The organism is Nocardiopsis sp. JB363 (genome assembly GCF_900143625.1).
Taxonomy (GTDB): Bacteria; Actinomycetota; Actinomycetes; order Streptosporangiales; family Streptosporangiaceae; genus Nocardiopsis.
Window position 1 is genome coordinate 12055 of record NZ_FRFF01000040.1, and the last position, 25792, is coordinate 37846.

Annotated in this window: 19 protein-coding genes; 12 read left to right on the plus strand and 7 right to left on the minus strand. The window is 70.0% G+C overall.

From position 1 onward, the window contains the following. Positions 1-108: 108 nt before the first annotated feature. From BQ8420_RS06070 to BQ8420_RS06080, 3 genes are read left to right on the plus strand one after another with little or no spacing between them, the layout of a single operon-like run. The gene (locus BQ8420_RS06070; protein ID WP_087096823.1) at positions 109-783 is read left to right on the plus strand and encodes a response regulator transcription factor; all 675 of its coding nucleotides are present in this window, start codon (positions 109-111) and stop codon (positions 781-783) included. Next, positions 783-2222: a HAMP domain-containing sensor histidine kinase gene (locus BQ8420_RS06075; protein ID WP_087096824.1), complete on the plus strand. Its 1440-nt coding sequence runs from the start codon at positions 783-785 to the stop codon at positions 2220-2222. Before BQ8420_RS06070 ends, BQ8420_RS06075 begins: the two co-directional genes overlap by 1 nt. 35 nt (positions 2223-2257) lie before the next feature. Next, positions 2258-2716: a hypothetical protein gene (locus BQ8420_RS06080; RefSeq protein ID WP_235005961.1), complete on the plus strand. Its 459-nt coding sequence runs from the start codon at positions 2258-2260 to the stop codon at positions 2714-2716. A 15-nt stretch (positions 2717-2731) separates the two neighbouring features. Here BQ8420_RS06080 and BQ8420_RS06085 read toward each other — a convergent pair whose 3' ends face one another. Then, positions 2732-3946 (minus strand): acyltransferase, encoded by a 1215-nt coding sequence (locus BQ8420_RS06085; RefSeq protein WP_087096826.1) that lies wholly within the window; start codon positions 3944-3946, stop codon positions 2732-2734. Between the two features lie 248 nt (positions 3947-4194). Here BQ8420_RS06085 and mtr point away from each other — a divergent pair, with 248 nt between their 5' ends. The 7 genes from mtr (at position 4195) to BQ8420_RS06120 (ending at position 14941) form a co-directional block, all read left to right on the plus strand. After that, positions 4195-5604 carry a mycothione reductase gene (mtr, locus tag BQ8420_RS06090; protein ID WP_087096827.1) on the plus strand — a complete coding sequence of 470 codons (1410 nt, stop codon included), beginning with the start codon at positions 4195-4197 and terminating at the stop codon, positions 5602-5604. 281 nt (positions 5605-5885) lie between these two features. Further along, complete coding sequence (locus BQ8420_RS06095) at positions 5886-9317, plus strand: phosphodiester glycosidase family protein (RefSeq protein ID WP_087096828.1); 3432 nt, start codon at positions 5886-5888, stop codon at positions 9315-9317. A gap of 210 nt (positions 9318-9527) precedes the next feature. Further along, positions 9528-10667, plus strand: a complete 1140-nt coding sequence (locus tag BQ8420_RS06100) for a hypothetical protein (RefSeq protein ID WP_087096829.1) — start codon at positions 9528-9530, stop codon at positions 10665-10667. Positions 10668-11014: 347 nt separating this feature from the next. Continuing rightward, on the plus strand, positions 11015-12040 hold the full coding sequence (locus BQ8420_RS06105; RefSeq protein WP_087096830.1) for an iron-siderophore ABC transporter substrate-binding protein: 1026 nt from the start codon (positions 11015-11017) through the stop codon (positions 12038-12040). Next, entirely contained in the window at positions 12037-13083 is a 1047-nt protein-coding gene (locus tag BQ8420_RS06110; protein ID WP_087096831.1) for an iron ABC transporter permease, read from the plus strand. The genes BQ8420_RS06105 and BQ8420_RS06110 overlap by 4 nt, the downstream gene beginning before the upstream one ends. Continuing rightward, entirely contained in the window at positions 13080-14132 is a 1053-nt protein-coding gene (locus tag BQ8420_RS06115) for an iron chelate uptake ABC transporter family permease subunit (RefSeq protein WP_087096832.1), read from the plus strand. The genes BQ8420_RS06110 and BQ8420_RS06115 overlap by 4 nt, the downstream gene beginning before the upstream one ends. Then, the gene (locus BQ8420_RS06120) at positions 14129-14941 is read left to right on the plus strand and encodes an ABC transporter ATP-binding protein (protein WP_087096833.1); all 813 of its coding nucleotides are present in this window, start codon (positions 14129-14131) and stop codon (positions 14939-14941) included. The genes BQ8420_RS06115 and BQ8420_RS06120 overlap by 4 nt, the downstream gene beginning before the upstream one ends. Positions 14942-15018: 77 nt before the next feature. On the opposite strand, the gene BQ8420_RS06125 is transcribed toward BQ8420_RS06120, so the two are convergent. The 3 genes from BQ8420_RS06125 to BQ8420_RS06135 form a co-directional block, all read right to left on the minus strand. Further along, positions 15019-16017 carry an iron-siderophore ABC transporter substrate-binding protein gene (locus BQ8420_RS06125; RefSeq protein ID WP_087096834.1) on the minus strand — a complete coding sequence of 333 codons (999 nt, stop codon included), beginning with the start codon at positions 16015-16017 and terminating at the stop codon, positions 15019-15021. A gap of 106 nt (positions 16018-16123) precedes the next feature. Beyond that, positions 16124-16918, minus strand: a complete 795-nt coding sequence (locus BQ8420_RS06130; protein ID WP_087096835.1) for an ABC transporter ATP-binding protein — start codon at positions 16916-16918, stop codon at positions 16124-16126. Positions 16919-16929: 11 nt separating this feature from the next. Next, positions 16930-19332 carry an ABC transporter permease gene (locus tag BQ8420_RS06135; protein WP_200815825.1) on the minus strand — a complete coding sequence of 801 codons (2403 nt, stop codon included), beginning with the start codon at positions 19330-19332 and terminating at the stop codon, positions 16930-16932. 368 nt (positions 19333-19700) lie between these two features. On the opposite strand from BQ8420_RS06135, the gene BQ8420_RS06140 reads away from it, so the two are divergent. Together BQ8420_RS06140 and BQ8420_RS06145 are read left to right on the plus strand one after the other, a co-directional pair. Further along, positions 19701-21473, plus strand: a complete 1773-nt coding sequence (locus BQ8420_RS06140) for an ABC transporter ATP-binding protein (RefSeq protein WP_087096836.1) — start codon at positions 19701-19703, stop codon at positions 21471-21473. Beyond that, entirely contained in the window at positions 21470-23257 is a 1788-nt protein-coding gene (locus BQ8420_RS06145) for an ABC transporter ATP-binding protein (RefSeq protein WP_235005962.1), read from the plus strand. The genes BQ8420_RS06140 and BQ8420_RS06145 overlap by 4 nt, the downstream gene beginning before the upstream one ends. Positions 23258-23512: 255 nt before the next feature. On the opposite strand, the gene BQ8420_RS06150 is transcribed toward BQ8420_RS06145, so the two are convergent. The 3 genes from BQ8420_RS06150 to BQ8420_RS06160 form a co-directional block, all read right to left on the minus strand. Beyond that, positions 23513-23812: a WhiB family transcriptional regulator gene (locus BQ8420_RS06150; protein ID WP_087096837.1), complete on the minus strand. Its 300-nt coding sequence runs from the start codon at positions 23810-23812 to the stop codon at positions 23513-23515. Positions 23813-24172: 360 nt separating this feature from the next. Beyond that, positions 24173-24853 carry a histidine phosphatase family protein gene (locus BQ8420_RS06155; RefSeq protein WP_235005963.1) on the minus strand — a complete coding sequence of 227 codons (681 nt, stop codon included), beginning with the start codon at positions 24851-24853 and terminating at the stop codon, positions 24173-24175. A gap of 77 nt (positions 24854-24930) precedes the next feature. Further along, positions 24931-25653, minus strand: coding sequence for an NUDIX domain-containing protein (locus BQ8420_RS06160; protein WP_087096838.1), 723 nt, complete (start codon positions 25651-25653; stop codon positions 24931-24933). Between the last annotated feature and the right edge of the window lie 139 nt (positions 25654-25792).

The following is a 25792-nucleotide window of genomic DNA, read 5'->3' on the forward strand; positions in this document are numbered from 1 at the left end:
CCGATCGTCTCCGGGCCGTGTCCCGGCGCCTGCGCCGTCATGTCGCGGATGTGTCGCAGAACCTCCGCCGCCCCGCCCGGGAAGGTCACGACGACCCATACTGGACGTGTGACGGAGATCCTGCTCATCGAAGATGATCCGCTGCTACAACGCGGACTACAGCTCGCCCTGTCCAGGCACGGCCACGAGGTCCGTACGGCGGACACGGGCGAGGAGGGGTTGCGCGAGTTCCGCGAGAGGTCACCGGGCATCGTGGTGCTCGACTTGATGCTGCCGGGCATGGACGGGTTCCAGGTCTGCCGTCGCATCCGGGCTGAGAGCGAGGTGCCCGTGATCATGCTGACCGCCCGAGGCGACGACTTCGACGTCATCGGTGGCCTGGAGGCGGGCGCCGACGACTACGTGGTCAAACCGGTGCAACCCACCGTGCTCGACGCGCGCGTCCGCGCCGTGCTGCGGCGCACGGTCGACGTGCCGAACGAGGTGCGGGTCCACCGCGACCTGCGCGTCGACACGGTGTCGCTGACGGTGACGGTGGGCGAGGCGCCCGTCATGCTGACCCCGACCGAGATGCGCCTGTTGCTCACCCTGTCCCGGTCACCCGAGCGGGTGTACAGCAGGCAGCGACTGCTGGAGGAGGTCTGGGAGCACGACTATCTCGGTGACTCCCGGCTCGTGGACAACTGTGTGCAGCGGCTGAGGGCGAAGATCGAGGCCGACCCCGCCGCACCGGTGTACGTCCAGACCGTGCGCGGGTTCGGCTACCGGTTCGGGCCGGTGTGATGGGTCGTTGGTGGCCCCGTGGTCTGCGCCCTCGCCTGTTGGCGGGCTTCGCGCTGGTGACGGTACTGGGGTCGCTGGCCGCGACCTGGGCCATCACCGAATCGGCCGGCGAGGCGCTGGTGGCCTCGAACCAGCGGCGAATCTCAGAGACCGTCTCCGGGCAGATCGGCGCGGTCACCCACGAGGTCTCCCATCCGCCCGACCAGGCCGCGCTCGACCGTCTACGCGACAGCGTGGGCACCGACACCCTGGTGGTCTTCGAGGACCTGCGATCGGTCGACGGGACGGAGACCGACCTGATCACCGACGGGTTGCGCGAGGCGGTGCGGGCGGGGGACCGCGTCGTCACCCAACGCGTCGTCGACGCGGACCGACCATGGCTCCTGGTGGGCGCCCCCGTCATGATCACCGCGCCGGACGGTGAGCGCACCCCGTCCGGGATCGAGGTGTACACCGTGCGGGATCTGTCGGCGGTGCAGGAGGAGGTCGACGCTCTGGTGAGGGCGGCGGCCGTCGCGGGCGCGGCGGTGCTTCTCCTGGCCACCCTTTTGGCCCTTTTCACCGCACGTGGGGTGCTCCGCCCGGTCCGCGAGCTCCGAGACACCGCGCGGAGACTGGCCGCCGGTGACCTGGACGCGCGGACCGAACCGCAGGGGGTGGACGAGCTGGCCGAACTCACCGTCACGATCAACGAGATGGCGGAGTCGGTCCAGGGCTCCATGGAGAGCATGGAGAGGATGCGGGCCGACGCCAGGAGGTTCGCCGCGGACGTCTCCCACGAGCTGCGCACCCCGCTGAGCACGTTGACGGCGGTGACCGAGGTCCTGGCGGCCTCAACGGAGGACATGGCGGAGGACGCCAGGGAATCGGCGCGGATGGCCATCAGCGAGACCCAACGGCTGGTCCGATTGGTCGAGGACCTGATGGAGGTCTCCCGATTCGACGCGGGATCGGCCCGCCTGCGAGAGGAGGAGGTGGACATGGTCTCGGCGGTCCGCGACACCCTGCGAGCCCGAGACCGGCTCGACCAGGTCGAAATCCACGCTCCGGAGGAGTTGCCCGTGCGCGTGGATCGTCGACGGCTGGACGTGATCGTGGCCAACCTGGTCGGCAATGCCCTGCGGCACGGGGAACCTCCTGTGCGGGTGAGCGTCTTCGCCGACCGGACCCATGTGAACCTCGTGGTGACCGACGGCGGACCGGGCTTGTCCGAACACGTGGTGCCGCACGTGTTCGACCGGTTCTTCAAGGCCGACGCCGCACGTACCCGCACCCCGGGCAGCGGGCTCGGACTGGCCATCGCGCTGGAGAACGCCCGCCTGCACGACGGTGACCTCACCGCCGGTAACGGTGACGATGGTGGTGCGCGTTTCGTGCTGCGGCTGCCCAGAGCATCCGGGGATATCGATCCGGGGCGGGAACGGGGGGTGCGGGGGTGAGATCGGACTTTTCTTCGACGGTGGTGTGTGCGCTGGTGTCGGTGCTCCTGGTCGCCGTGGTGGGCTGCGGGGTCCGGCCCTCCGGTGTCTCCGACGCGGGTGAGGCGCCCACCGGTGTGGCCCCCGGGGTGACGTTGTACTTCGTGGACGACAACGATGAACTCCGGCCCCAATTTCGGCGCACCGAGCGCCTGGGCACGGTTTCCGACGCGGTGTCGTTGCTGTTGAGCGGCCCGGGCGATTCCGAGGTGCGAACGGAGATCGCGTCGACGTCGGTCACCAACGTCGAGGTGACGACCCACTCGGAGGCGATCGAGTTGCGGGTGCCCCTGGACATCGGCGACGTGACCCCGATGGGCATCGACCAGATCGTGTGCACCGCGCGGACCTCTCATGTGCAGAACGGCGGATCCGAGCGAACGCGTGTACGGATCCGCTTCGTGCAGTTCACCCCCGAGTCGGAAGTGCGCCGCACCTGCCCCCTGTACGAGTGACGCCGGTTCGGAGCGTCAATCCAGTTTGGTCACATCCACCGTGGCCGGTGGGGGAACGGGGAGGACCACCCACAGCAGGGCGAGAGCGACCATGACGGCCGCGAACGCCACCAGGCCCCCGCGTCCTCTGGCCCATCTCGCGTGGAACCGGATCGGATCCTCGACGAGGTACTTCGACAGGGCGGCAGCCCCGATGGACACGGCGCTCACGACCAGGGTCCAGGTCCATCCGTGGAGCCCGATCACCTCGGGGGAGAGCAGCACGATGACCGGCCAGTGCCACAGGTACAGGCTGTAGGAGATCAGTCCCGTCCACCGCAACGGCCCCCAGGCCAGGATCCGCGCGACGATGGTCCGCGGCGCGTGCGCGGTCACGGCGATCAGCAGGGCGGTCGCCATCGAGTGCGCGAACAGGCCGCCGGTGAACAACCATGGCGAGGTCGTGCCGTCGACCAGGACCCAGGACACACCGAGTCCGAGCGCCGATACGACCAGTGCGGCTCCCGCCCATCGATCGATCCCTCGGGCCAGAGCGTCACGGACGGTCGGTGTGGCGACCAACGCGCCCAGCAGAACGGAAAAGGCCCTGGTGTCGGTGCCGACGTACACACGGGTGGGGTCCGCCGGGTCGACCAGACAGATCATCAGGACGAGGGCGAGGGCCGAGCCCGCGGCGGCGACCCCCATGACCCAACGGCCCGGGCTGCCGACACGTCGCGCCAGGACCAGCAGCAACACCGGCCACACCAGGTAGAACTGTTCCTCGACCGCGATGCTCCACAGATGCTCGAACACGCGGGCCGAGCCGAAGGCGTCCCAGTACCCCGCCGACTCCGCGATCAGATGCCAGTTGAGGACGTTGAGCTGTACCCATGGTCCGTCCGCGAGCGTCGTGCGCACCATGTCGGGCGGCCCGAAGGACCAGACCAGCAGGGTGACCGCGGTGAGCATGACGGCCAGGGCCGGTAGCAGTCGGCGGATCCTCCGCCCCAGGAACGCTCCGAGCGACACGTTCGCGCTCGCCCGGATCTCGCACAGCAGCAGGTCCGTGATGAGGTATCCGGAAAGGACGAAGAACAGGTCGACCCCGAGGAAGCCACCGGACAGGTGGCCGGTGTGGAACAGCAGCACCCCGATGACCGCCACGCCCCTGAGCCCGTCCAACGCGGGTACGTGCGTTCTGTGCGTGGGAGGGGGCAGGGAGCGCGCGGTGGTCGGGTTCCGAGTCATGAGGTGAAGGGTGTCCGGCGACGGTGGCCGCCCCGTCCCCGGAATGTCCCGGCTCTGTCGCAGAACCGTCGGGTGGTGAGACGACGACGGGCGACGGATCGGAATATCGCCGTCCGGGCCGTCCTTGGGTACTCGTGTGCGCTCGGATCGGGTGCCGGGGTCCCTGAGACCCTGGGGTGTCCAGGGCGGGGCCGTGCATCGGGTCCGCCTTGGTCGCGCACGCACAGAACCCGTAGTGAGGACATGACATGGACGCCCCTGCCAGTGACATCGTGGTCGATCACCACTACGACCTGGTCATCATCGGCACCGGGTCCGGGAACTCGATCCCCGGGCCCGAGTTCGAGGACAGGTCGATCGCGATCATCGAGAAGGGGACGTTCGGCGGTACCTGCCTCAACGTCGGCTGCATCCCGACGAAGATGTACGTCCACGCCGCCGACACCGCGCTGGAGACCGCTCGGTCCGGGCGGCTGGGCCTGGACGCCCGGGTCGAATCCGTGGACTGGAAGGGCATCGTCAGCCGCGTCTTCGAGGACCGCGTCGACCCGATCTCCGCCGGGGGCGAGGAGTACCGTCGCGGCCCGAAGACCCCCAACATCGACGTCTACGACCAGCACGCCGTCTTCGTCGGCGAACGCACCCTGCGCACCGGCCAAGGCGATGAGCAGAAGATCATCTCCGGTGACCAGGTGGTCATCGCCGCGGGCTCCCGCCCGTTCATCCCCAACGCCATCGAGGCCTCGGGGGTGCATTACCACACCAACGAGGACATCATGCGGCTGCCGGAGCTGCCGAAGTCCCTGCTCATCGTGGGTGGGGGTTTCATCGCCATGGAGTTCGCCCATGTCTTCGACGCGCTGGGATCCGACGTCACGATCGTCTCCCGCTCCGCGCTGATGCGCGGACTGGACACGGACCTGAACGAGCGGTTCAACGAGCTCGCCGCGGACCGCTACCGGCTCATCTGCGGTCCGACCGTGATCGGTGCCGACCAGACCGAGGACGGGGTGACCGTCCGTCTCGACGACGGCTCGTCGGTCTCCGGGGACGTGCTGTTGGTGGCCACTGGACGTGTACCCAACGGTGATCGGTTGGACCTGGCCTCGGGTGGGATCGAGATGTCCGAGACGGGGAGCGTGGTGGTCGACGAGTACGGCCGCTCGACCTCCGCGGAGGGGGTCTGGGCCCTCGGTGATGTCTCCTCGCCCTACATGCTCAAGCACGTCGCCAACGCGGAGATGCGCGCCGTGCGCCACAACCTGCTCCACCCGGACGATCTACGGAAGATGCCGCACGACCACGTTCCCGCGGCCACCTTCACCCACCCACAGATCGCCACCGTCGGACTGACCGAGGACCAGGCCCGCGAACGGGGCCACGACGTGACGGTCAAGGTGCAGAAGTACGGGGACGTCGCCTACGGCTGGGCCATGGAGGACACCACCGGCATCTGCAAGCTGATCGCCGACCGCGACACCGGCAAGTTGCTCGGCGCGCACTACATGGGCCCTCAGGCGGCCACCCTGATCCAGCAGATGATCACCGTCCTGGCCTTCGACCTGGACGTGCGCCGGGTCGCGACGGAGCAGTACTGGATCCACCCGGCGCTGCCGGAGGTCACCGAGAACGCCCTGCTCGGCTTGGAGTTCGACTGACAGAACGTTCGGACGGGTCGCGGGAACGGGTACCGCGGCCCGTCGGGCACGTGACGAAAGCACCGACTGCGGGTGAAACCCGGATACGGGGGGCTTGTTCGGGGATCGCCCGATAGCGATGGGAACGCGGCGTGTTCGCAGGTCGGATCCTCGCGTGGCGGGCCCTGTCCGGGGACGAACAGAATCCGGGGTGTGTTGGCTTCCTACCCAAGAGGTCCTCTCGGTGGTAGGAAGTCAACGCAAAGGGTTCCCCCCGTACATCCCCCGCCCGGAGGCTTCCCATGGATCGCCGGTGGCCGATTCCCTCACGCACGCGTGCCCTCGTGGCCGCGGGCTCCGCTCTGGCCCTCACCTTCACCCTCACCCCGGCCGCGAGCGCGGACACCGACGATCCGCGCGAGCGCACCGGGTTCAGCGAGACCGTCGAGATCCCACCGACCGGATCGACCACCCGGGCCGACGACCCCGAGCCACGGCTGGAGACCTTCGACACCGAACGCCCGGTCGCCCCCGGTGTCACGCTGACCTCGTTCGACGCCTACGGGCCCGACGCCTACACCGGGACGCCCAACTGGTTGCAGGGCGACCTGTTGACCACCGACCTCACCGGCGGAGTCAGCGTGGACTACCTGTTCCCCGGACAGGTGACCGAAACCGCGCCGGTGAGCGAGCAGGCGGACGAGGTCGAAGCGGTCGCCGCGGTGAACGGCGACTTCTTCGACATCAACGCCTCCGGTGCCTCGCAGGGCGTGGCCGTGCGGGACGGTGAACTGATCCAGTCGCCGATCGCCGGCGACTACCGGGAGTCCGCCGCGATCTTCACCCCCGACGGGCTCGGCTCGATCGGCGAGGTGTTCTTCGAGGGCACCGTGGAGCTGCCCACCGGCGAGACACCGTCGCTGGACGCGATCAACAAGCCGGCGCTGGGCACGGGCGAGATCGCCGCGTTCACCCCGATGTGGGGGAGCTACTGCCGCTGCCGGGTCACCGAGGACGCGACGCGGGCGCTGGAGGTCGTGGTCACCGACGGCGTGGTCACCGAGATCGTGGACGAGCCGCGCGAAGGAGAGATCGCCGACGACGCCTTCGTCCTGGTCGGCCGGGAGGACGGCGCCCAGACCCTGTCCGAACTGGAAGTGGGCGACGCGGTCGGTATCGACTACGACGCGAGGGCCGCCGAGGACCAAGAGATCCACGCCGCGCTGAACGGCCGTCAGATGCTCGTCGTCGACGGGCAGGCCCAGGACGCGAGCGAGAACGACAACACCCCGGGCGCCCCGCGCATGGCCATCGGCTTCTCCGAGGACGGCTCACAGATGTACCTGCTCAGCGTCGACGGGCGGCAGCCCTCCTTCGCCGAGGGGGTGGGCCTGGACGAGTTGGGTCAGATGATGGTCGAGGCCGGCGCGCACACCGCGGTCAACCTCGACGGCGGCGGCTCGGCCACCATGGTCGCGCGCACCCCGGGTGGGGACCGTGTCCAGGTCGAGAACCGGCCCTCCGACGGGGAGGAGCGCGCCGTGCCCAACGGGCTCGCCCTGTTCGCCCCCGAGGGCAGCGGTCGGCTCGACGGGTTCTGGGTGCGGACCCAGGTCGAACCCGAACGTGCCGAGGGCTCCGGCCACGTCGCGCCCGGCCGGCCCGACCGTGTCTTCCCCGGCCTGACCCGGACGCTCACCGCGGCCGGCCATGACGAGACCTACGCGCCGGTGGAGAGCGACCCGATCTGGCGTTCCGACGACAACGGGGTCGGCTCGGTGGATCGGGAGGGCGTGTTCACCGCGCACGCGGCCGGCACCGCCACCGTCACCGCCAGGGAACGCGGCGCCACGAGCGACATCGACCTGACCGTGCTGGGCGAGCTCACCCGGATCGAGACCACACCCGAACGGGTGGGACTCAGCGACTCCGAGGCCGCCACCGTGATCGAGGTCATCGGCTACGACTCCCACGGATTCACCGCGCCGATCGAGGCCGCCGACGTCGAAACGAGCATCGACGAGTCCGTCGCGGAGGTATCGGTGACCGAGGACGGGCGGTTCGAGATCCGGGCCGCCACCGACAGCGGCGCCACGCTCGCCACGATCCGGGTCGGTGAGGTCGAGACGACCCTCGCGGTCACCGTCGGCCTGGACGAGGTCGTCGTCGCCGACTTCGAGGACGCGGCCGACTGGTCCTACTTCGGTGAGCGCGCCGAAGGGGAGGTCGCGGTGGCCGAGGGCCGAGAGGGTGACGGGGTCGGTCTGACCTACGACTTCACCGCCGAGACCGGAACCCGTACCGGCGGTGCCCTGCCACCCGGTGAGGAACTACAGATCCCCGGCCGGCCGCGGGAGCTGCGTGCCTGGGTGCACTCCGAGGGCAACGGGGAGTGGGCGAGCATGCAGGTCTGGGACGGCACCGGCCAGTTGCTGCCCGCGATGCGCGCCGGATACCTCGACGAACCGGGCTGGCAGCAGGTGGCCTTCGAAGTGCCACCGGGCACGCAATACCCGATTTCGCTGCGCCGGATCTACTTCGCCGAGACCGAACCCGACGCGAGCTATCACGGCGAGGTGATCGTCGACGACCTGACCGCGATGGTTCCGCCGCCGTTGGACGTGCCGCCCACCGAACCGGTCGTCGACCCTGTGGTGACGTCCGGTGAGACCGTGGCCGGGCAGGACTGGCGGTTCGCCGTCCTGTCCGACGCCCAGTTCGTCGCCCGGGACCCCGACAGCGAGATCGTCGCCAACACCCGGCGCGCGCTCCGCGCGATCCGAGAGAGCGACGCCGAGTTCCTCATCATCAACGGCGACCTCGTGGACGAGGCCGCACCGGAGGACTTCGCGCTGGCTCGACGCATCCTCGACGAGGAGCTGGAGGGTGAGCTGCCCTACTACTACGTGCCGGGCAACCACGAGGTGTCCGAGGGGACGCTGGAGAACTTCCGGGACGCGTTCGGGGAGACCCGGCAGGTGGTCGATCACCACGGCACCAGGTTCATCCTCCTGGACACGGCGCGGTTCTCCTACCGGGCCGGAGACTGGTCGCAGCTGCCATTGCTGCGCGAAGAACTCAACGACGCGGCCGACGACCCCGCCGTGACCTCGGTCGTGGTGTCCCAGCACGTGCCCTTCCGTGATCCGTTGCCCTCCAAGGCCAGCGAGCTGTCGGACCGCAAGGAGGCGGACACCGTCGAGGACTGGCTGGCCGACTTCCAGAGCGACACCGGCAAGGGGGTGGCGTTCATCGGCGCGCACGTCGGTGTGTTCCACGCCGACCGGGTGGACGGTGTGCCCTACGTCATCAACGGCAACGTCGGCAAGAACCCTTCGGCCGGTCCCACCGACGGTGGCTTCACCGGCTGGTCGATGTGGGGGATCGACACCGGTGGTGACCCCACGGAGGACTGGGTGTCGACCCAAACGCGCCCCCACGTGGACGGGCTGGAACTGGACGCGCCGACCTCGGTCGAGGTCGGTGAACAGGTCGAGGTCACCGCGACGGTGGACAACGACGGCACCGCCCTGCCGGTCGCCTACCCGGTGAGCGCGGACTGGTCCGGTTCCGACGACGTCCACATCGGACCGGCCGACGAGGCCGAGGCCGACCACGTCGCCGCGTTCGACCCGGAGACGGGCCGGTTGAGCGCGTTGGCGGCGGCCACGATCGACCTCGGCGTCACCGTGAACGGCGTCACCGAAGAAGTCACCATCGAACTGACGCCCTGACCTCGGGCTTGCACGGGAGTGCCTCAGGGCCGTCCGCCGGTAGGAGGAGACCCTGAGGCCCCCGGTCTCGGTTCGGCACCTGTCGATACCCAGGGAAAACGCATACCCGCCAGGAAAGCGCACGTCATCCCCCGCAGCGGGGAGAAAGCGCTTACCTTGGTCGGTCTCACATCGAGACGGGTTGTCGGCGCAAGGCTCTAGTCTCCCGCCATGACGCGATTGGTGTGCACCGACGAGACGATGTCCGGGGGTCGTGAAGAGGCGCTGATACACGACTTCGACGGGTTCTACGAGTTCGAGACCGCGTTGGCGGCCGCGGTCGAAAGTGGTGACGTGGTGGCAGCGTGCGAAATGGTCCTCGCGGACAAGGAGGGGATCGGCACCTCGGAGAATCTGAAGAGTCTTCCCGAGAACATCCGACTCCCGATGCTCGAAGCCTTCACGGACCTGTACGAATCGGCTGGTTCGACGGCCCGACGCGAGTCCATTCTCCTCACGCACGCGTTGCTGTCGTTTTCCTTGGGCAGGCCGGATGATCGTTTGGCGAGCGCACGCCAGGAGGCCTTGAAGGCCGTTCCGAGAAGACGCTACGGTATCCACTTCGCAGTGGAAATGGCATGGGTCGAGCTGGCCTCCGGGCGGGGTGTCCCGGTGGACTTCGGCGCGGAGATGCGACGCGCGGATGCCGCCGGCAACTCCTTCAAGGTGAAGGAGCTGAAGAAGACCGTGCCGATGCTGGACGATCACCACCCGCCGCTCAACGAGGGCCAACCGTGGACGGATCGCGCGCTCGCCGAACTCGTGGAGTTGCCGGCCGCATGGACCGATCTGGTCGGGCACGCGGTCACCGCGAGGGCCTCTCGTCCCAGCGCGGCGTGGGAGAGGAAGGGCCGGGCGCTGCTCGCCGAGCTCGACGCGGAGGCGTTCCGGGACCGGTCCCTGGGCTGGCTGTCCTTGGCGAGCGATCCGCGCACGGTCGAGAATTTCGACGACCACAACTACTTCGCGACCCGTGGCCTGGTGTGGCTGCTGTCGTTCCTGCCGGAAGACCCACGGACGGTTCGCGGTCTGGGATCGATGCTGGAGGAGTCCTTGCGAAAGGCGCCGGGCATCGGGCCGGCCCTGCCCAAGCTCGCCAATGCCTGCGCGAACGCCCTGGGAGCGATGGAGGGACAGGCCGCTCTGGCCGAGCTCGCCCGGCTCACCACCCGGGTGACCTACAAGTCGACCCTCAGGCTCCTCGAAAAGGCTGTGGACGCGCGGGCCCAGGCGCTGAACGTGAGCCGCGAGGAGCTCGGGGAACCGGCCGTGCCGGCCTGCGCCGGTACAACGCCACCGGCAAGAGGATGACATCGGTTTCGGCTCCGGTCCGTGGTCGTGAGCGCCGTCACGGTCACGGACTCGGCTGACCGGAACGTCGGCTGGAGCCGGTGTTCCGGGGGCCGATCTCTGTGATTTGTCCGTTTCGCGAAGGCGCTTGTCACATCTGCGTGATTGCGCGGTCGGGCCTCGCGCTCTAAGTTCGGTTAGGCAACCCTTACCTTCTTGGGGGTGGTCTTCGGTGTGCTCACCGAGGGGCCTCCCTCGGCGTATCCCCATGACCTCACCGAGCGTCGCCGTATCGAACCGCTGAGTCATGCGCCTGAGGGCGGGTTGCGTGGATTCGGGGCACCCCGCCCCACAACCGAAAGGACACCATGCGCCACGTGACAAGGTCGGTCGCCCTCTCCACGGCCGCGCTGCTGGCGGTCGGACTCGTGGCGTGCTCGTCGGACACCCCCGACGAGGAGGCCCAGGCCTCCGGGGACTGGACGCCGATCACCATCGAGCACGCCCTGGGCACCACCACCATCGAATCCCAGCCCGAGCGGGTCGCCACCGTCGCCTGGGCCAACCACGAGGTCCCCCTCGCCCTGGGCGTCGTCCCCGTCGGTATGGCCGCCGCCAACTTCGGCGACGACAACGACGACGGCGTCCTGCCCTGGGTGGAGGAGAAGCTCGACGAACTCGACGCCGAAGCCCCCGTGCTGTTCGACGAGACCGACGGCATCGATTTCGAGGCCGTGGCCGACACCGCCCCCGACGTCATCCTGGCCGCCTACTCCGGACTGACCCAGGAGGAGTACGACACCCTCAGCGAGATCGCCCCCGTCGTCGCCTACCCCGAGACCCCGTGGGGCACCGCCTGGCGGGAGATGATCGAGTTCAACAGCAAGGCCCTGGGCCTGGAGGACGAGGGCCAGGAGCTCATCGGCGAGCTGGAGACCGAGATCGAGGCCACCGCGGCCGAGTACTCGCAGATCGAGGGACGCTCCACCATGTTCCTCACCCACGTGGACACCACCGACCTCAGCGAGGTCAGCTTCTACACCGCCCACGACACCCGGGCGATGTTCTTCGAAGACCTGGGCATGAGCACCCCCGGCAGCATCGCCGACGCCACCGCCGAGACCGACCAGTTCGCGCTGACCCGCACCGCTGAGCAGGCCGACGTCTTCGACGACGTCGACATCATCGTCACCTACGGCGGTGACGACCTGATCGACTCCCTGGAGGGCGACGAACTGCTGTCCCAGATCCCGGCCGTGGAGAACGGCGCCGTGGTGAACCTGCCCGGCGACGACCCCCTGGGCACCGCCGCCAACCCCACCCCGCTGTCCATCTCCTGGGTCCTGGACGACTACGTGTCCCTGCTGGCCGATGCCGCGGACGGGGCGCAGTGACCTCGACCCTCACCCCGCCGGCCGCCGGGGACGTCGCCGCCGTGCGACGCCCCCGGCGGCTGCGGGTCCTGTGGCTGCCGGCCCTGATCCTGGTCCTGGTCGCCCTGATGTTCACCTCCGTGGCCGTGGGCTCGCGCGAGGTCGGCTGGGCCGACATCGTGGCCGCCCTCGGCGGTTCGGCGGAGGGCTTCGACGAGGCCGCCGTGGCCAAGCGCATCCCCCGCACCCTGCTCGCGGTGCTCGCCGGTGCCGCCCTGGGCGTCGCCGGTACCGTCATGCAGGGCGTGACCCGCAACCCCATCGCCGACCCCGGCATCCTCGGCGTGAACATGGGCGCCTCCCTGGCCGTGGTCGTGGGCATGGCCACCTTCGGGCTGAGTTCGGCCGCCTCCTACGTGTGGGTGGCGATCGTCGGCGCCGGGGCCAGCGCCGTGTTCGTCTACGTGATCGGCTCCCTGGGCCGGGGCGGGGCCACCCCGCTCAAACTGGCCCTGGCCGGAACGGCGACCTCCGCCGCCCTGGCCTCCTTCATCAGCGCCGTCGTGCTGCCGCGCAACGACATGGCCGGCGGGGTGCGCTCCTGGCAGATCGGCGGGGTGGGCGGTGGCACCTACGACAGCCTGAACCAGATCCTGCCGTTCGTCGCCGCGGGCTTCGTCCTGTGCCTGTTCTGCGCGCGCGGGCTCAACATGCTCGCGCTGGGCGACGACCTGGCCGCCGGGCTCGGCGAACGTGTCGCCGTGGCCCGCGGGACCGCGGCCCTGGGCGCCGTCGTGCTGTGCGGGGCGACGACCGCGGTCACCGGCCCCATCGGTTTCGTCGGACTGGTGGTGCCGCACGTGTGCCGGTTGCTGGTGGGTCCCGACCACCGGTGGCTCGTCCCCTTCTCCGCCCTGGGCGGGGCCGCCCTGCTCACCGCCGCCGACATCGTCGGCCGGATCGTGGCCCGGCCCGCCCAGATCGACGTGGGCATCGTGACCGCGCTGGTCGGCGCCCCGTTCTTCATCTACATCGTCCGCCGTCAGAAGGTCCGTGCCCTGTGATCCCGTCCCTGACCACCGCCGGGTCCACCCTGGAGACCGTGACCCGGGGCCGCCTGCGCCGCGCACGCAGGCGCGGCACGGTCATCGCGGTCCTGGCCGTGCTCATCGTCGTCGTGTTCGCCCTGACCCTGATGGTCGGGCAGACCTTCTACCCGCTCGGTGACGTGTGGCGGGTCGTCCTGGGCCAGGACGTACCCGGCGCCTCCTTCACGGTCGGTCGTCTGCGGCTGCCGCGCGCGATGCTCGCCGTGGTGGCGGGGATGTGCTTCGGCCTGGCGGGTGTCACCTTCCAGACCATGCTGCGCAACCCCCTGGCCAGCCCCGACATCATCGGAATCAGCTCCGGGGCCAGCGCCGCCGCGGTGTTCGCGATCGTCGTGCTCGGGCTGAGCGGCACCGCGGTGTCGGTGATGGCGATCGTCGCCGCGTTGGCGGTGTCCACCCTCGTGTACACGCTGTCGTTCAAGGGAGGGGTGGCCGGGACCCGGCTCATCCTCATCGGCATCGGTGTGGCCGCCATGCTCGACAGCGTCGTCTCCTACGTCCTGGACCAGGCACCCGACTGGGACCTGCAGGAGGCCATGCGCTGGCTCACCGGCAGCCTCAACGGCACCGACTGGAACCAGGTCCTGCCGGTGGTCGTCGCCCTGGTCCTCATCGGCCCCGTGCTGTTGTCCCAGGCCGACGACCTGGCCCTGTTCCAACTGGGCGACGACACCGCCTCGGCCCTGGGCGTGCGGGTGAACCGCACCCGTCTGCTGGCGGTCACCGCGGCCGTGGGGCTCATCGCCTTCGCCACCGCCGCCGCCGGACCCATCGCGTTCGTGGCGTTCCTGTGCGGTCCCATCGCCGCACGCCTGGTGGGGCCCAACGGATCCCTGCTGTTGCCCTCGGCCCTGGTCGGGGCGTTGCTGGTGCTGGTCGCCGACCTGGTCGGCCAGTTCCTGTTGGGCACGCGCTTCCCGGTCGGTGTGGTCACCGGCGTGCTCGGCGCCCCCTACCTCGTCTACCTCATCGTCCGCACCAACCGCGCCGGAGGATCCCTGTGACCACGGACCACTCGCTGCTCGTCCAGGATCTGACCCTGGGATACCAGGATCGCGTCGTCATCGACACCCTGGACCTGGCCATCCCGCCGGGGCGGATCACCGCGATCGTGGGCGCCAACGCCTGTGGCAAGTCGACCCTGCTGCGATCGATGTCGCGGCTGCTGGTGCCCAAGGGAGGGCGGGTGCTGTTGGACGGCAAGCAGGTCCACCGGATGCCCTCCAAAGAGGTCGCCCGCACGCTCGGCCTGCTTCCGCAGTCCCCGATCGCCCCGGAGGGCATCACCGTCGGCGACCTGGTCGGACGAGGCCGCCACCCCCACCAACGGGTGCTGACCCGGTGGAGCCGTGAGGACGACGAGGCCGTCGCCGAGGCGTTGGACGCCACCGGGATCACCGACCTGGTCGATCGGCCCGTGGACGAGCTCTCCGGGGGGCAGCGTCAGCGCGTGTGGATCGCCATGGCCCTGGCCCAGCACACCGATCTCCTGTTGCTGGACGAGCCCACCACGTTCCTGGACGTCAGCCACCAGGTGGAGGTGCTGGACCTGCTCACCGACCTCAACCGGTCGCTGGGCACCACGATCGTGCTGGTGCTGCACGACCTCAACCTGGCGGCACGCTACGCCGACCACCTGGTCGCCCTGGCCGAGGGCCGGCTGCACGCGGAAGGGCCACCCGAGCGGGTGCTCACCCCCGAGACGGTGGAATCGGTGTTCGGGCTGCGCAGTCGCATCATCACCGACCCCACCTCGGGCAAACCCCTGATGCTGCCCATCGGCAGACACCACGAGGTCGTGGAGGCGGGCTGACTCCGCACGGACAAAAAGAGGGGGGGCTCCCGCCGCGCGGCGGGAGCCCCCCCTTTTTTGTCCGTGCGTGGGGGATCTCAGCCCTCCAGGGTCTCCTGGATCATCGGGACGATCTCGTCCAGGGCGTGGTGGATGCCCAGGGTCGAACCGCTGGAGAAGGAGTCGGCGAGCACCGGGTCGTCCAGGACGAGCAACCGGTCGTCCTCGGCGGCGGGGATGCCCTGCAGGACCGGGTCCTCGTTGAGGAAGTCGGCGGTGTCACCGATGGGGAAGACCACGGTCAGGTCGGCGTCCAGCTCTTCCACGAGCTCGGAGCTCAGGTCGACGTAGAACGCCCCGTCGGCCATCTCCTCCAGCTCGGGCTTGTACTCGAAGCCCAGCTCGGTGAGCACGTCCACGCGGGTGTCGCCGGGCACGTAGGCGCCGTACTGGCCGTCGAAGTAGGCGCCCACCGCGATGGTCATGTCCGCGAAGTCCGGGTTCTCCTCGCGCAGCTGCGCGAACCGGTCCTCCAGCTCGGTGACGAGCTCCTCGCCCCGCGGCTCCTCACCGAGGACCTGGGCGACCTGGCGGGTCTGCCCCTGCCAGGTGGTGCCGTAGGTGACCTCCACGTCGGCGGGCGGGCCGACCACGGGAGCGATCGGGGAGAGCAGGTCGTGGCGCTCCTGGGAGTTGTCGGAGCGGGTGTCGAGGATGACGTCCGGCTCCATGGTGGCGATGGCCTCCAGGTTCGGTTCCATGGTGCCGACCTCGGTCGGCTCGGAGTCGAACAGCTCGGCGGCCCAGGGGCCCACGTAGGGCGCCCCGTAGGCCTGCCAGTCGGCCACGCCCACCGGCTGCACCCCCAGGGCCAGCGCGGTCTCGGCGTCCGACCAACCCATCGCGACGACGTTCTCGGGGTGGTCCTCGATCTCCACGTCACCGAACAGGGTCTCGACGGTGACGGGGTAGCCCTCGGCGGTCGGGCCGGAGGACTCGGAGGAGTCGGTGCCCCCGCCACCACAGGCGGCGAGCAGCACGGTGGACAGGGCGCCGGCGGCGATCATGCCGAGACGGGTGGGCGGACCGGGGATCAATGGGACCTCACTGAATGGCTTTTAGCTTAGCCTTGCCTTGCCTAAGCTTGATTTGCCCAGATTAGCGTGATCCCGGGACCGATGTGAACACGGGGGCGCGGCCCTCTCAGAACCCCAGGCCGCGCAGCCACGCGATCAGGTCGTCCTCGCGCTCGGACGCCCGCTCCGGGCGCCACGCCCCCATCTCACGGGAGTCCACCAACGACCCGTCGCGAAGGTAGACCACGCGGTCCGCCCGGGCCGCGCAGCCCGGGTCGTGCGTGACCATGACCAGTGTCGTCCCCTCCCGGTGCACGTCGGTGAGCGCGTCCATCACCTCCAAGGTCATACTGCTGTTCAGCGACCCGGTGGGTTCGTCGGCGAACAGCAGGGACGGCTCGCACACCAGGGCACGGCAGATCGAGGCCCGCTGCAATTGGCCGCCGGAGACCTGGGTGATGCCGTGCCGACGCACGTGAGCGATCCCGAACCGTTCCAGCAGTGCGTCCACGCGGGCGATGGCCCCCTTCTTGTCCTTGGGCGCGGCCTGGAGGGCGGGCAGCAGGATGTTGTCGCCGATGTTCAGATTGGCGAGGAAGTGCGCCTGCTGGAAGACGAACCCCATCCGTGTCAACCGGACCCGGCTCATCTCCCGATCGTCCAGCGACGTCAGGTCCCGTCCCTCCAACAGCACGCTCCCCTCGGTGGGCCGGTCCATGCCGCTGATCGTGTAGAGCAGCGTCGACTTTCCCGAACCCGAGGCGCCCATCACGACGAGGAACTCGCCGCTCGCCACGGACAGATCGACGCCGTCGATGACCCGGGTGGGCGGGTCTGTGGAGTGGAAGGTCTTGGTCAGGCCCCGCGAGGCCAGCGCGATCCGCGCCCGCTCCGTCACGGGCTCTGTGGTGGGCTGTGTCATGGAAGGGCCTCTCATCCTCGGAGCCACGTGCTCTTGTCCACACGGCGGAGCGGCGCGGTGAGCGCCACGGCGATCAGATGTCCGGTGGTGATCAGGGCCAGGGGATAGGCCACGTACACCAGCCACGGGTTCGGCAGGAACTCCAGGTGCGCGATCCCCAGCCCCGCCACGGACAGCAGCGAACCGATCATGGGTTCCCCGGCCGTGGCCGCGAACACCGTGCCCAGGACGGTGCCGACCACCACGGCGAGGAAGGTCTTGCCGCGCACCTGGGCGATGATCTCCCCGGTGGAGAAGCCGATCGCGGACAGTACGCCCATCCGCGTGCGCTCCCGGGCCAGACGCAGTCGCAGGAACAGCCCGGTGATCAGCGCCGCGACCCCGACCGCGAAGACGAAGGAGACCAGGGTGGCGCTCTGCAGGGCCCCGGTCACGTACGCCAGGGTCTGGCGCACGTACTCGCGCATGGGGATCACCGTGGCGGTGTCGAAACGTTCGTCGTACTCCGTAGCGATCATGGCGGCGTCGGTGCCCGGGGCCGTGTTCGCGTAGACCATGTGGCCGGCCGCTCCGGTGACCTCCTCGCCATGGGCCTTGGCGGTGAACCCACCGCTGGTGACGTCCTGGTAGATGCCGCTGACGGTGAGCGTGGTCTCCTCTCCGCCTCGGCGCACGGCCAACCCGTCACCCACGGAGAGCCCGTACTCGTCCGCGTTCAGCACCGACAGGGCGATCTCGCCGGGCCCGGGGCTCCCGCCGTGCGCGTACGCGATCGCGTCGGGGTCGTGTTCGCCCACCTCCACTCGTAGGGTCTCCCACCCCTCCTCGCCCTCGGCTTCGTACAGCAGGGCGGAGAAGGCGCGCACGTCGGTCAGTCGTTCGTCATCGCGCATGCTCCTCAGTAGTTCGTCGCGGGCCTCGTCGAGGTCCTCGGAGAAGAGCAGGTCGGCGCGCACGTCGCTCTCCGCGTCGCCCATGTAGGTGACGAAGCGGGGACTCTCGAAGGTGCCGAGCAGGTTGGCGGGCAGGGCCATCAGCACGGCGGCCAGGAAGAACACGAGGGGTAGCAGCACCCACTGGCCGGCCTCGGCGCGCAGGTCCAGCATGGCCAGACGGCCGTTCACTCCCAGGCCGCGGGTCGAGGCCAGGGCGGTGCCGCGCACCCGTCGCGCCCGCCTCCGGTTCCGGCGCGCGGCCCGTTTCTCGTCCAGGACACTGCCGTGGACCAGGGCGCCCACGACCTCGATCCGGCGCACCCGGCGCAGGACGGCACGGCACAGCAGGAGGACGAACGCGTACACCAGGGCGAGCGCGGTCACCGGCACCACGAACGCGGCGATGCCCAGCGGGGCGTCGACGTAGTTCACCTGCACGCTCCGTGTGAGCAGACCCGTGGCGACGATCGCCGCCAGACCCCCGAGGACACACGCCAGTGCGGTCATGACGCTGTACTTGGTCAGGTACAGCCCGGAGATCGAACGGTCGGGCAGACCGATGGCCTTCATCGCGCCGATCTCGCGGACCTCGTCCTCCAGGGTCCCGCGGATCACGAAGCGCACGTTGAGCAGCGCGATCACGATGAGCAGCAGACTCACGAACACCAGAGCCATCGCGACCAGGCCGTCGCCGAATGCGTTGACCAGGCGGATCATCTGATAGGTGACGGCCTGCCCGTTCTTGGGCAGCGCCTCGTCGGCCTCGTAGGCGCGCTGGAGGTCGACGGCCGAACCGGCATCGTCGAGTCGGTACTCGACGATGCTCTCGGGAGCGCCGCCACCGGCGCCCTCCAAGGTCTGGAAGTCGGCCTCGGAGACCACGAATCGGGTCGCCGAGGACAATGACGAGGCCATCTGCGCGTCGCGCACGAACCCGGCCACGCGCAGCTCCAGGGGGCCGGAGTCGGTGGCGATCCTGAGTTCGTCGCCGACCCGCAGGTCGAAGGCGATGCGGTGGGCCACCGGGAGGTAGGTCTCGCCGGGGGAGGGGTCCGGGGCGGCGTCGGTCTCGTCCAGGAGGAGGTCGAACTCCTCGTTCTGGGTCGTGAAGAGCTGGTCGATGAGGCTGTCGGAGAGGTCACCGGACTCACCGGTGTGGGAACGCTCCCAGGACAGGGTCGCGCCGTCGAATCCGACCATCTCGACGACGTGCCAGTCCTCGATCTCCGGGTGCTCGGCGGCGAATCCCGCCAGGGCGTCGGCGTCGATGTCGCCGACGTGCATCTGTAGGAAGTGGGGTGGCTTCGCCTGCTCGAAGAGTTCGTCGACCGACCCCAGCATGCGTTCCATCACCATCGCCCCGGTGGCCATGAGGAACGCGCTGAGTGTCAGGACCACCAGGAGCGCCACGTGCACGCCCTTGTTCCTGATCAGGTCGTTGCAGGCGTAGCGCAGATATAAGAAGCCCCTCGTTTCCACCGCGATCTCCCTACCTCGTCGGGCCGTTCGAGTGACGGTCCGTGGGTTCCGGGAACGGAACCGGTCCGATCAACGTAGGCCGATGCGAGGGGCGAGCACATCGGGGAAGGACCCCGTTCGACAACGGAGAGAACCCCGATCATACCGGGGGTCTGTGCCCCGTAGAGGGTCAGGGACGAAGAGGGTTCGGGGTACGTCGACACCCACGGCGAGTGAGGTTAGGCTCACCAATGGTCTGCCAAGGAAAGCGGGCATACGGCGTCGAATCGCACATCCCATGGTCGGGTGTACCGCGCGACCTGGCTAACCTGGCGCAGAGCCACCGAAGACGGCCACCGAGACAACGACGATCAGGGACGACGGACCACATGACCACAACCGAGGGACGGGCCGCCCCGGAACCCGCATCCCCGACCACCCCCGAACCCGTCCCCACCAGCGCCGCGGCCCTACGTTCGCGCTCCCTGCGCCGCCACCGCCGCCCCATCACCCTCGGCGTCACCCTGCTGTCCACGCACCAGCTGTGCGAAGCGCTCGTCCCCGTCGCCATCGGCCTCACCATCGACTTGGCCGTCGCCACCGGCGACATCACCGCCCTGCTGTGGTGCGTGGCCGGACTCATCCTCCTCTTCACCTGTCTGGCCCTGGCCTACCGCACCGGCGCCCGCCTCACCCTCGGCGTCGTCGAACGCGAAGCCCACCTGCTGCGCCTGGAATCGGCCCATCGGGTCCTGCACCCCCGAGGACAACGCAGCGGCCTGCGCTCGGGCGAACTGCTGTCCGTGGCCACCTCCGACGCCGAACAGGCCGCCACCTACGCCCGCGCCTGGGCCGTGGGAATCGCCCAGGTCACCGCCATCGTGGTCACCACCATCGTCCTGCTCACCATCAACATCCCCCTCGGGATCGGCGTACTCCTGGGCCTGCCCCTGATGCTCCTGCTGCTGCGCGTGCCCGCCGCCCGCATCGCCCGACGCACCGAGACCAAGCAGGCCACCGCCGCCCGCGCCACCGCCATGGCCACCGACCTGGTCGGCGGCCTGCGCGTGCTCATGGGCATCGGTGCCCGCCACAACGCCTCCCTGCGCTACGGACAGGCCAGCGACCACGCCCTGACCGCCTCGGTCGGAGCCGCCGCCAGCAACGGCGTCTACAAGGGGTTGGTCACCGCCGCCGGCGCCGTCTTCCTGGCCTGCGTGGCCGGCACCGCCGGATGGATGGCCCTGCGAGGCCACCTCACCGTCGGCGAACTCGTCATCGTCGTCGGCCTCGCCCAGTTCCTCGCCGAACCCGTCCAAGGGCTGGGGATGGTTGGCCAGATGTTCGCCATCGCCCGAGCCTCCGCCCGACGCCTGGTGCGCCTGCTCACCGCCCCCGACGCCGTCACCCCCGGCGAGCTCTCCCTGCCCGAACCCCTGTCCGAGCGCGTGCCCCTCGTCGAACTCCGCGAGGTCGGACACCGCACCCTGGAAGGCGTCGACCTCACCCTGCGCCCCGGAGAGTTCCTCGGCGTGCTCGCCACCGACCCCCGAGACGCCGAGGCGCTCGTCGACCTCCTCGCCGGACGCGCCGCCGACGCCCGCGGCACCACCCTGATCGCCGGGGTTCCTCTCCCCGACCTCGACCTGGTCTCCCTGCGCGGCACCGTCCTGGTCGAGGAACACGGCAGCCACCTGTTCGAGGGCACCCTGCGCTCCAACCTGACCACCGACACAGACACCGGCACCGACCTCGACGACGAGCGCCTGCTCACCGCGCTCGACGCGGCCGCCGCCGGCGAACTCGTCACCGGCCACCCCGACGGCCTCGACCGGCCCGTGACCGACCGCGCCGCCAACCTCTCCGGCGGCCAACGTCAACGCGTCGCCCTGGCCCGCGCGCTCGCCGCCGCCCCACCCGCGCTCGTCCTGCACGACCCCACCACCGCGGTCGACGCCGTCACCGAGGAGGCCATCGCCCAGGGCACCGCGGCACTGCGCGTCGCCCACGGCGGCGGCACGCTCGCCATCGCGAGCAGCCCCGCGCTCCTGGCCCGCGCCGACCGCGTCCTGGTCCTGCGGGAGGGTCGGGTGTGCGCGGAGGGCACCCACACCCGACTGGCCGAGGACGACACCTACTACCGCGAGGCGGTCCTGCGTTGAGCACCGACACCATCCAGCACGAGGTCGCCCTCCCCACCGGCGGCCCCGAACTGCTGCCCACCGCCACCGCCCGCCGCACCTGGGCGGTACTCCTCGAAGGACTGCGCGCCCGCCCCGGCACCTCCGTTCTGGCCCTGCTCACCGTCCTGGCCGGCAGCGCCGCCGGACTCGTCGCCCCCTGGGTGCTCGGCGGCATGGTCGACGACATCACCGACGGCGCCGGACCGGAGGCCATCCTGCGCTCGGCCGCGCTCATCGCCGGCGCGGCGGCAGTCGGCGGCGTCTTCGTCGGTCTGGGTGCCTGGCAGGTCAGCCGGTTGGGCGAGACCATCCTGGCCCGCCTGCGTGAACGCGTCATGCGCCGCGTCCTGCACATGCCCGCCGCCCGACTGGAACGCGTGCGCATCGGCGACCTGCTCTCCCGCGTGGGCGACGACGTCGCCGTGGTCACCAACGCCATCGCCCGCAACGGCCCCGAGGTCGTCACGGCCCTGGCCACCGTCGTGCTCACCACGGCGGGCATGGCCGCCCTGGACTGGCGCCTGGGCCTGGCAGGTCTGGCCGCCATGCCGTTCTACGTGTGGGCGATCCGCTGGTACATGCCGCTCTCGGGCCCCTACTACGCCCGCGAACGCGTCGCCATGGGCGAGCGCTCCCACGCCATGATGGGGGCCCTGCGCGGCCGGGACACCGTGCGCGCCTACCGGATGGAGGCCGAACACGAGGAGCGCATCGCCGACCGTTCGCTGAGCGCCATGCAGCTCACGCTCGACGTGTTCCGCCTGTTCACCAGGCTCGGCGCCCGCATGAACGGCTCCGAACTGGTCGGACTGGGCACCGTGCTCGTCGTCGGGTTCTGGCTGGTGCGCGGTGACCTGGCCACCGTCGGTATGGTCACCGCCGCCGCCCTGTACTTCCACCGGCTGTTCGGCCCCGTCGGATTCCTGGTGATGACCTTCAACGACGTCCAGCAGGCGGGGGCGAGCCTGGCCCGCCTGGCCGGGGTGGTGGACCTGCCCGAGGCGAAGGACCCCGGAGCCCAGGAGGGCCCGGCCGGGTCGTCCCTGCGCGTGGAGTCGGTGAGCCACGCCTACGCCTCCGACGCCCCCAAGGCCCTGGACCGGGTCTCGCTCACCGTCGCCCCCGGCGAACGCGTCGCCCTCGTGGGGGCCAGCGGCGCCGGCAAGACCACCCTGGCAGCGGTGATCAGCGGCCTGCGCACCCCCACCTCCGGCATCGTGTACCTGGGCGGGGTCTCCCTGGAGGAGATGGGCGAGCAGCGGGTGCGCGAACACGTGTTCCTGGTCAGCCAGGAGACCCACGTGTTCGCCGGAACCCTCTTGGAGGACCTGCGTCTGGCCCGCGCCGAGGCCACGGCCACCGAGGTCGAGGGGGCCCTGGAGACCGTGGGCGCCCTGGACTGGGTGCGAGCCCTGCCCGAGGGGGTCGACACCGTGGTGGGCGAGGGCGGGCACACCCTCACCGCCGAACAGGCCCAGCACCTGGCCCTGGCCAGGTTGGCGCTGGCCGACCCGGACCTGGCGGTACTGGACGAGGCCACGGCCGAGGCCGGCAGCTCCGGCGCCCGCCGGCTGGAGGAGGCCGCCGCTGCCGCCACCAAGGGCCGCACCACCCTGGTGGTCGCCCACCGGCTCACCCAGGCGGCCACCGCCGACCGGGTGGTCGTCATGGACGAGGGCCGGATCGTGGAGGAGGGGCCGCACGAGGAACTGGTCGCCGCCGACGGTCGTTACGCCCGCCTCTGGCGCAGCTGGCAACGCTGACGCGGGACGGAGCCGTCCGCGCCAGGCACCTCCACGGTGCTCGTCCCGGTCCCGCACGGGACCGGGACGAGCACCGTGGAGCGTGACCTCGGCCGACGCGGTATTAGTGCTGTGGCCGGAAACGTTCGCCCGGGTCGGCTCATGGGTTCTCATCCCCCGTGATCTTGCTACCAGAAGCAAGGAAAGCCCTTTCCTTGCTTCTGGTAGCAAGATCACGGGGACGGGTCGAGCCGGTGAACCTTCCCGGTCACCGCACTAGGCGGCGTTGGCGCGGCGCAGGCGACGGCGGCGTTCGGAGGTGCGTTCGACCTCGTTCAGGCCACCCCAGGTGCCGTACTTCTCCGGACGTGAGACCGCGTCGTCCAGACAGGTGGTACGTACCGGGCAGCCCGCGCAGACCTGCTTGGCCCTGCGCTCGCGCATCTCTCGCTGCGGCCAGGACTCGTCTTCGGGGCCGAAGAAGAGTGCGAGGTCCTCTCCTCGGCAGGCGGCGGCTTCCTGCCACCCCCGGCTCGGGATCGGGAGCAACTCGGTACGACGACGGGACCGGGACATGGTGGAACCACCTTTTCGAACATCACAGGCCAAGAGGGCGATTTCGGTCACCGATGACTGATCGCTGTTCGCGATCACCAATACGCCGAATAGGCGCCTACGGCGCGGCTATCGTGCGATGTGAGTGTGCGGAGAAAAGTGGCCGCGCAGACGTGTGCGGCCGACCCAGGTTTCTCACGCGAATCGGCGGCGGAATCGGTGACGGCTTCCGCCCGCCTTGTGCCCGTCATCATGCCACCATTGCTTCCGGCTGTCCGGGCATTGCGCGACGGGTCGACCGAACGTTATGGAAATCTGACCTCGCGCGTGGAACGTGCGGTGACATGCCGCATTCGGGCGCCCGCCCGCGGTCGCCGGCGCTCAGGCGTTGACGGCCTCGCCCGTCGGATCGCTCCCGTCCTGATTCAGCAGGTGGGCGCCGCCGATCGGTCCGCTGCTCCAACCGAGCAGACGCCAACCCGAGTCGGGGTCGCCCTCGATCTCGACCATGCCGGTGTTGGCCAGCGGGGTGCGCGCGACCGAGGCGACGTCGACCCCGGTGACACGGGCGCAGGCCCAGGAACGGATCGCGGCGCCGTGGGAGACCACGACGACGTCCTCCCAACCCTGTTCGGCGATCCGGCCGACGGCGTCGTCGAACCGGTCGAAGAAGGCACGCCCGTCCGACCCACCCGGCATGCACAGGTCCACCTGGCCGCGAGACCAGGCGAACACCGTGTCCACGTAGGTCCGGTGCTGCGTCGGATCGGCGCCCATCTCCAGGGCGCCGGCCTCGACCTCGCGCACCCCCTCCATGACCACCGGTTCCTTTCCGAACGTGGTGACCAGGGGAGCGGCGGTGAGGTGGGTGCGGAGCAGGGGCGAGACCACGAGCGCGTCGATCGGGCGCTCCTGGAGAGCGGTCGGCACCGCCGCCGCCTGGCGGTGGCCCAGAGGCGTCAGCCCCGGGCCCGGGGCGAGGGTGTCGAGAAGACCGGCGACGTTCGAAGGGGTCTGACCGTGGCGAAGTAGGGACAGGCGCATGTCCTCATGGTCGGCCATCCGCGCCACGGAAACCGGGTGGAGGAAGGTGTGTTTGGTCTCAACCGAAGACGTTCGGGTGCTTTTCGCGCCGACACTCACCAGTCGCAGTGGGCTCGGAGATCACGGATGCTGTCGGCGAGCTCGGTCGGCCGGTTCGGCCACCCCGCCGTGTGCCAGTGCGCGATGCGCCAGGCGAGGCGCCGCGGCCAGAGCGGAGTGGTGGGCAGCCGGTCCACCGGGACCCACAGGGGGATGCCGCTGATGTCGAGGTCCTCCAGAGCCCCGACCTCACCCTCGGCCTCCAAAAGGAAGTAGTGCTCGCGGCGGCCGTCCTTCCACACCTGGGCGACCTCCCTGACAACGCTTCCCTCCAGGCGGGTCTCCTCCCACAATTCCCGCAGCACCGCGGTCCGGGGCGTCTCACCCTCCTCGACCCCGCCGCCGGGGATCTCGTAGAACGTTTCCCCACCATCCTCACCATCCTCGCGCTCGATGAGCAACATGCGGTCGTATCGGATCACGACCGCACCGGCCCGGACCCGGACCGGGTCGGCGGCCGCGGGGTCGTCCCAGGGCACCGTCGTACGTACCGGGCCGCCCCGAACCCACGCCCGGAGCACGGCTTCGGCACTTCCCACCGGCCTGATGCGGGCGTGCAGCGCTTCGGGCAGGGACAGAGAACACCACATGTCGCCCGGGGTGTGGTGGCCGGGTCGGGGGAGTCGGTAGGTTCCGTCTTCTCCGTCCTCCCCTGGTGCTTCCGTAGCGACGAGTCCGGTGTCGTCGAAGCGCACGTCGACCATCGGTTCCACGGTCATCCTTCTCCTTCGGTGGCCCGCACGGCCGGAGCTCGGCCGCCTCCGGGTACTTCCTGCCCTTCGCCGCCCGGATGTCACCGTGTCGGGGTCGTATCGGTGAGGAGGGACACGATGGCGGGCATCTGGTGTGCAACTAGTA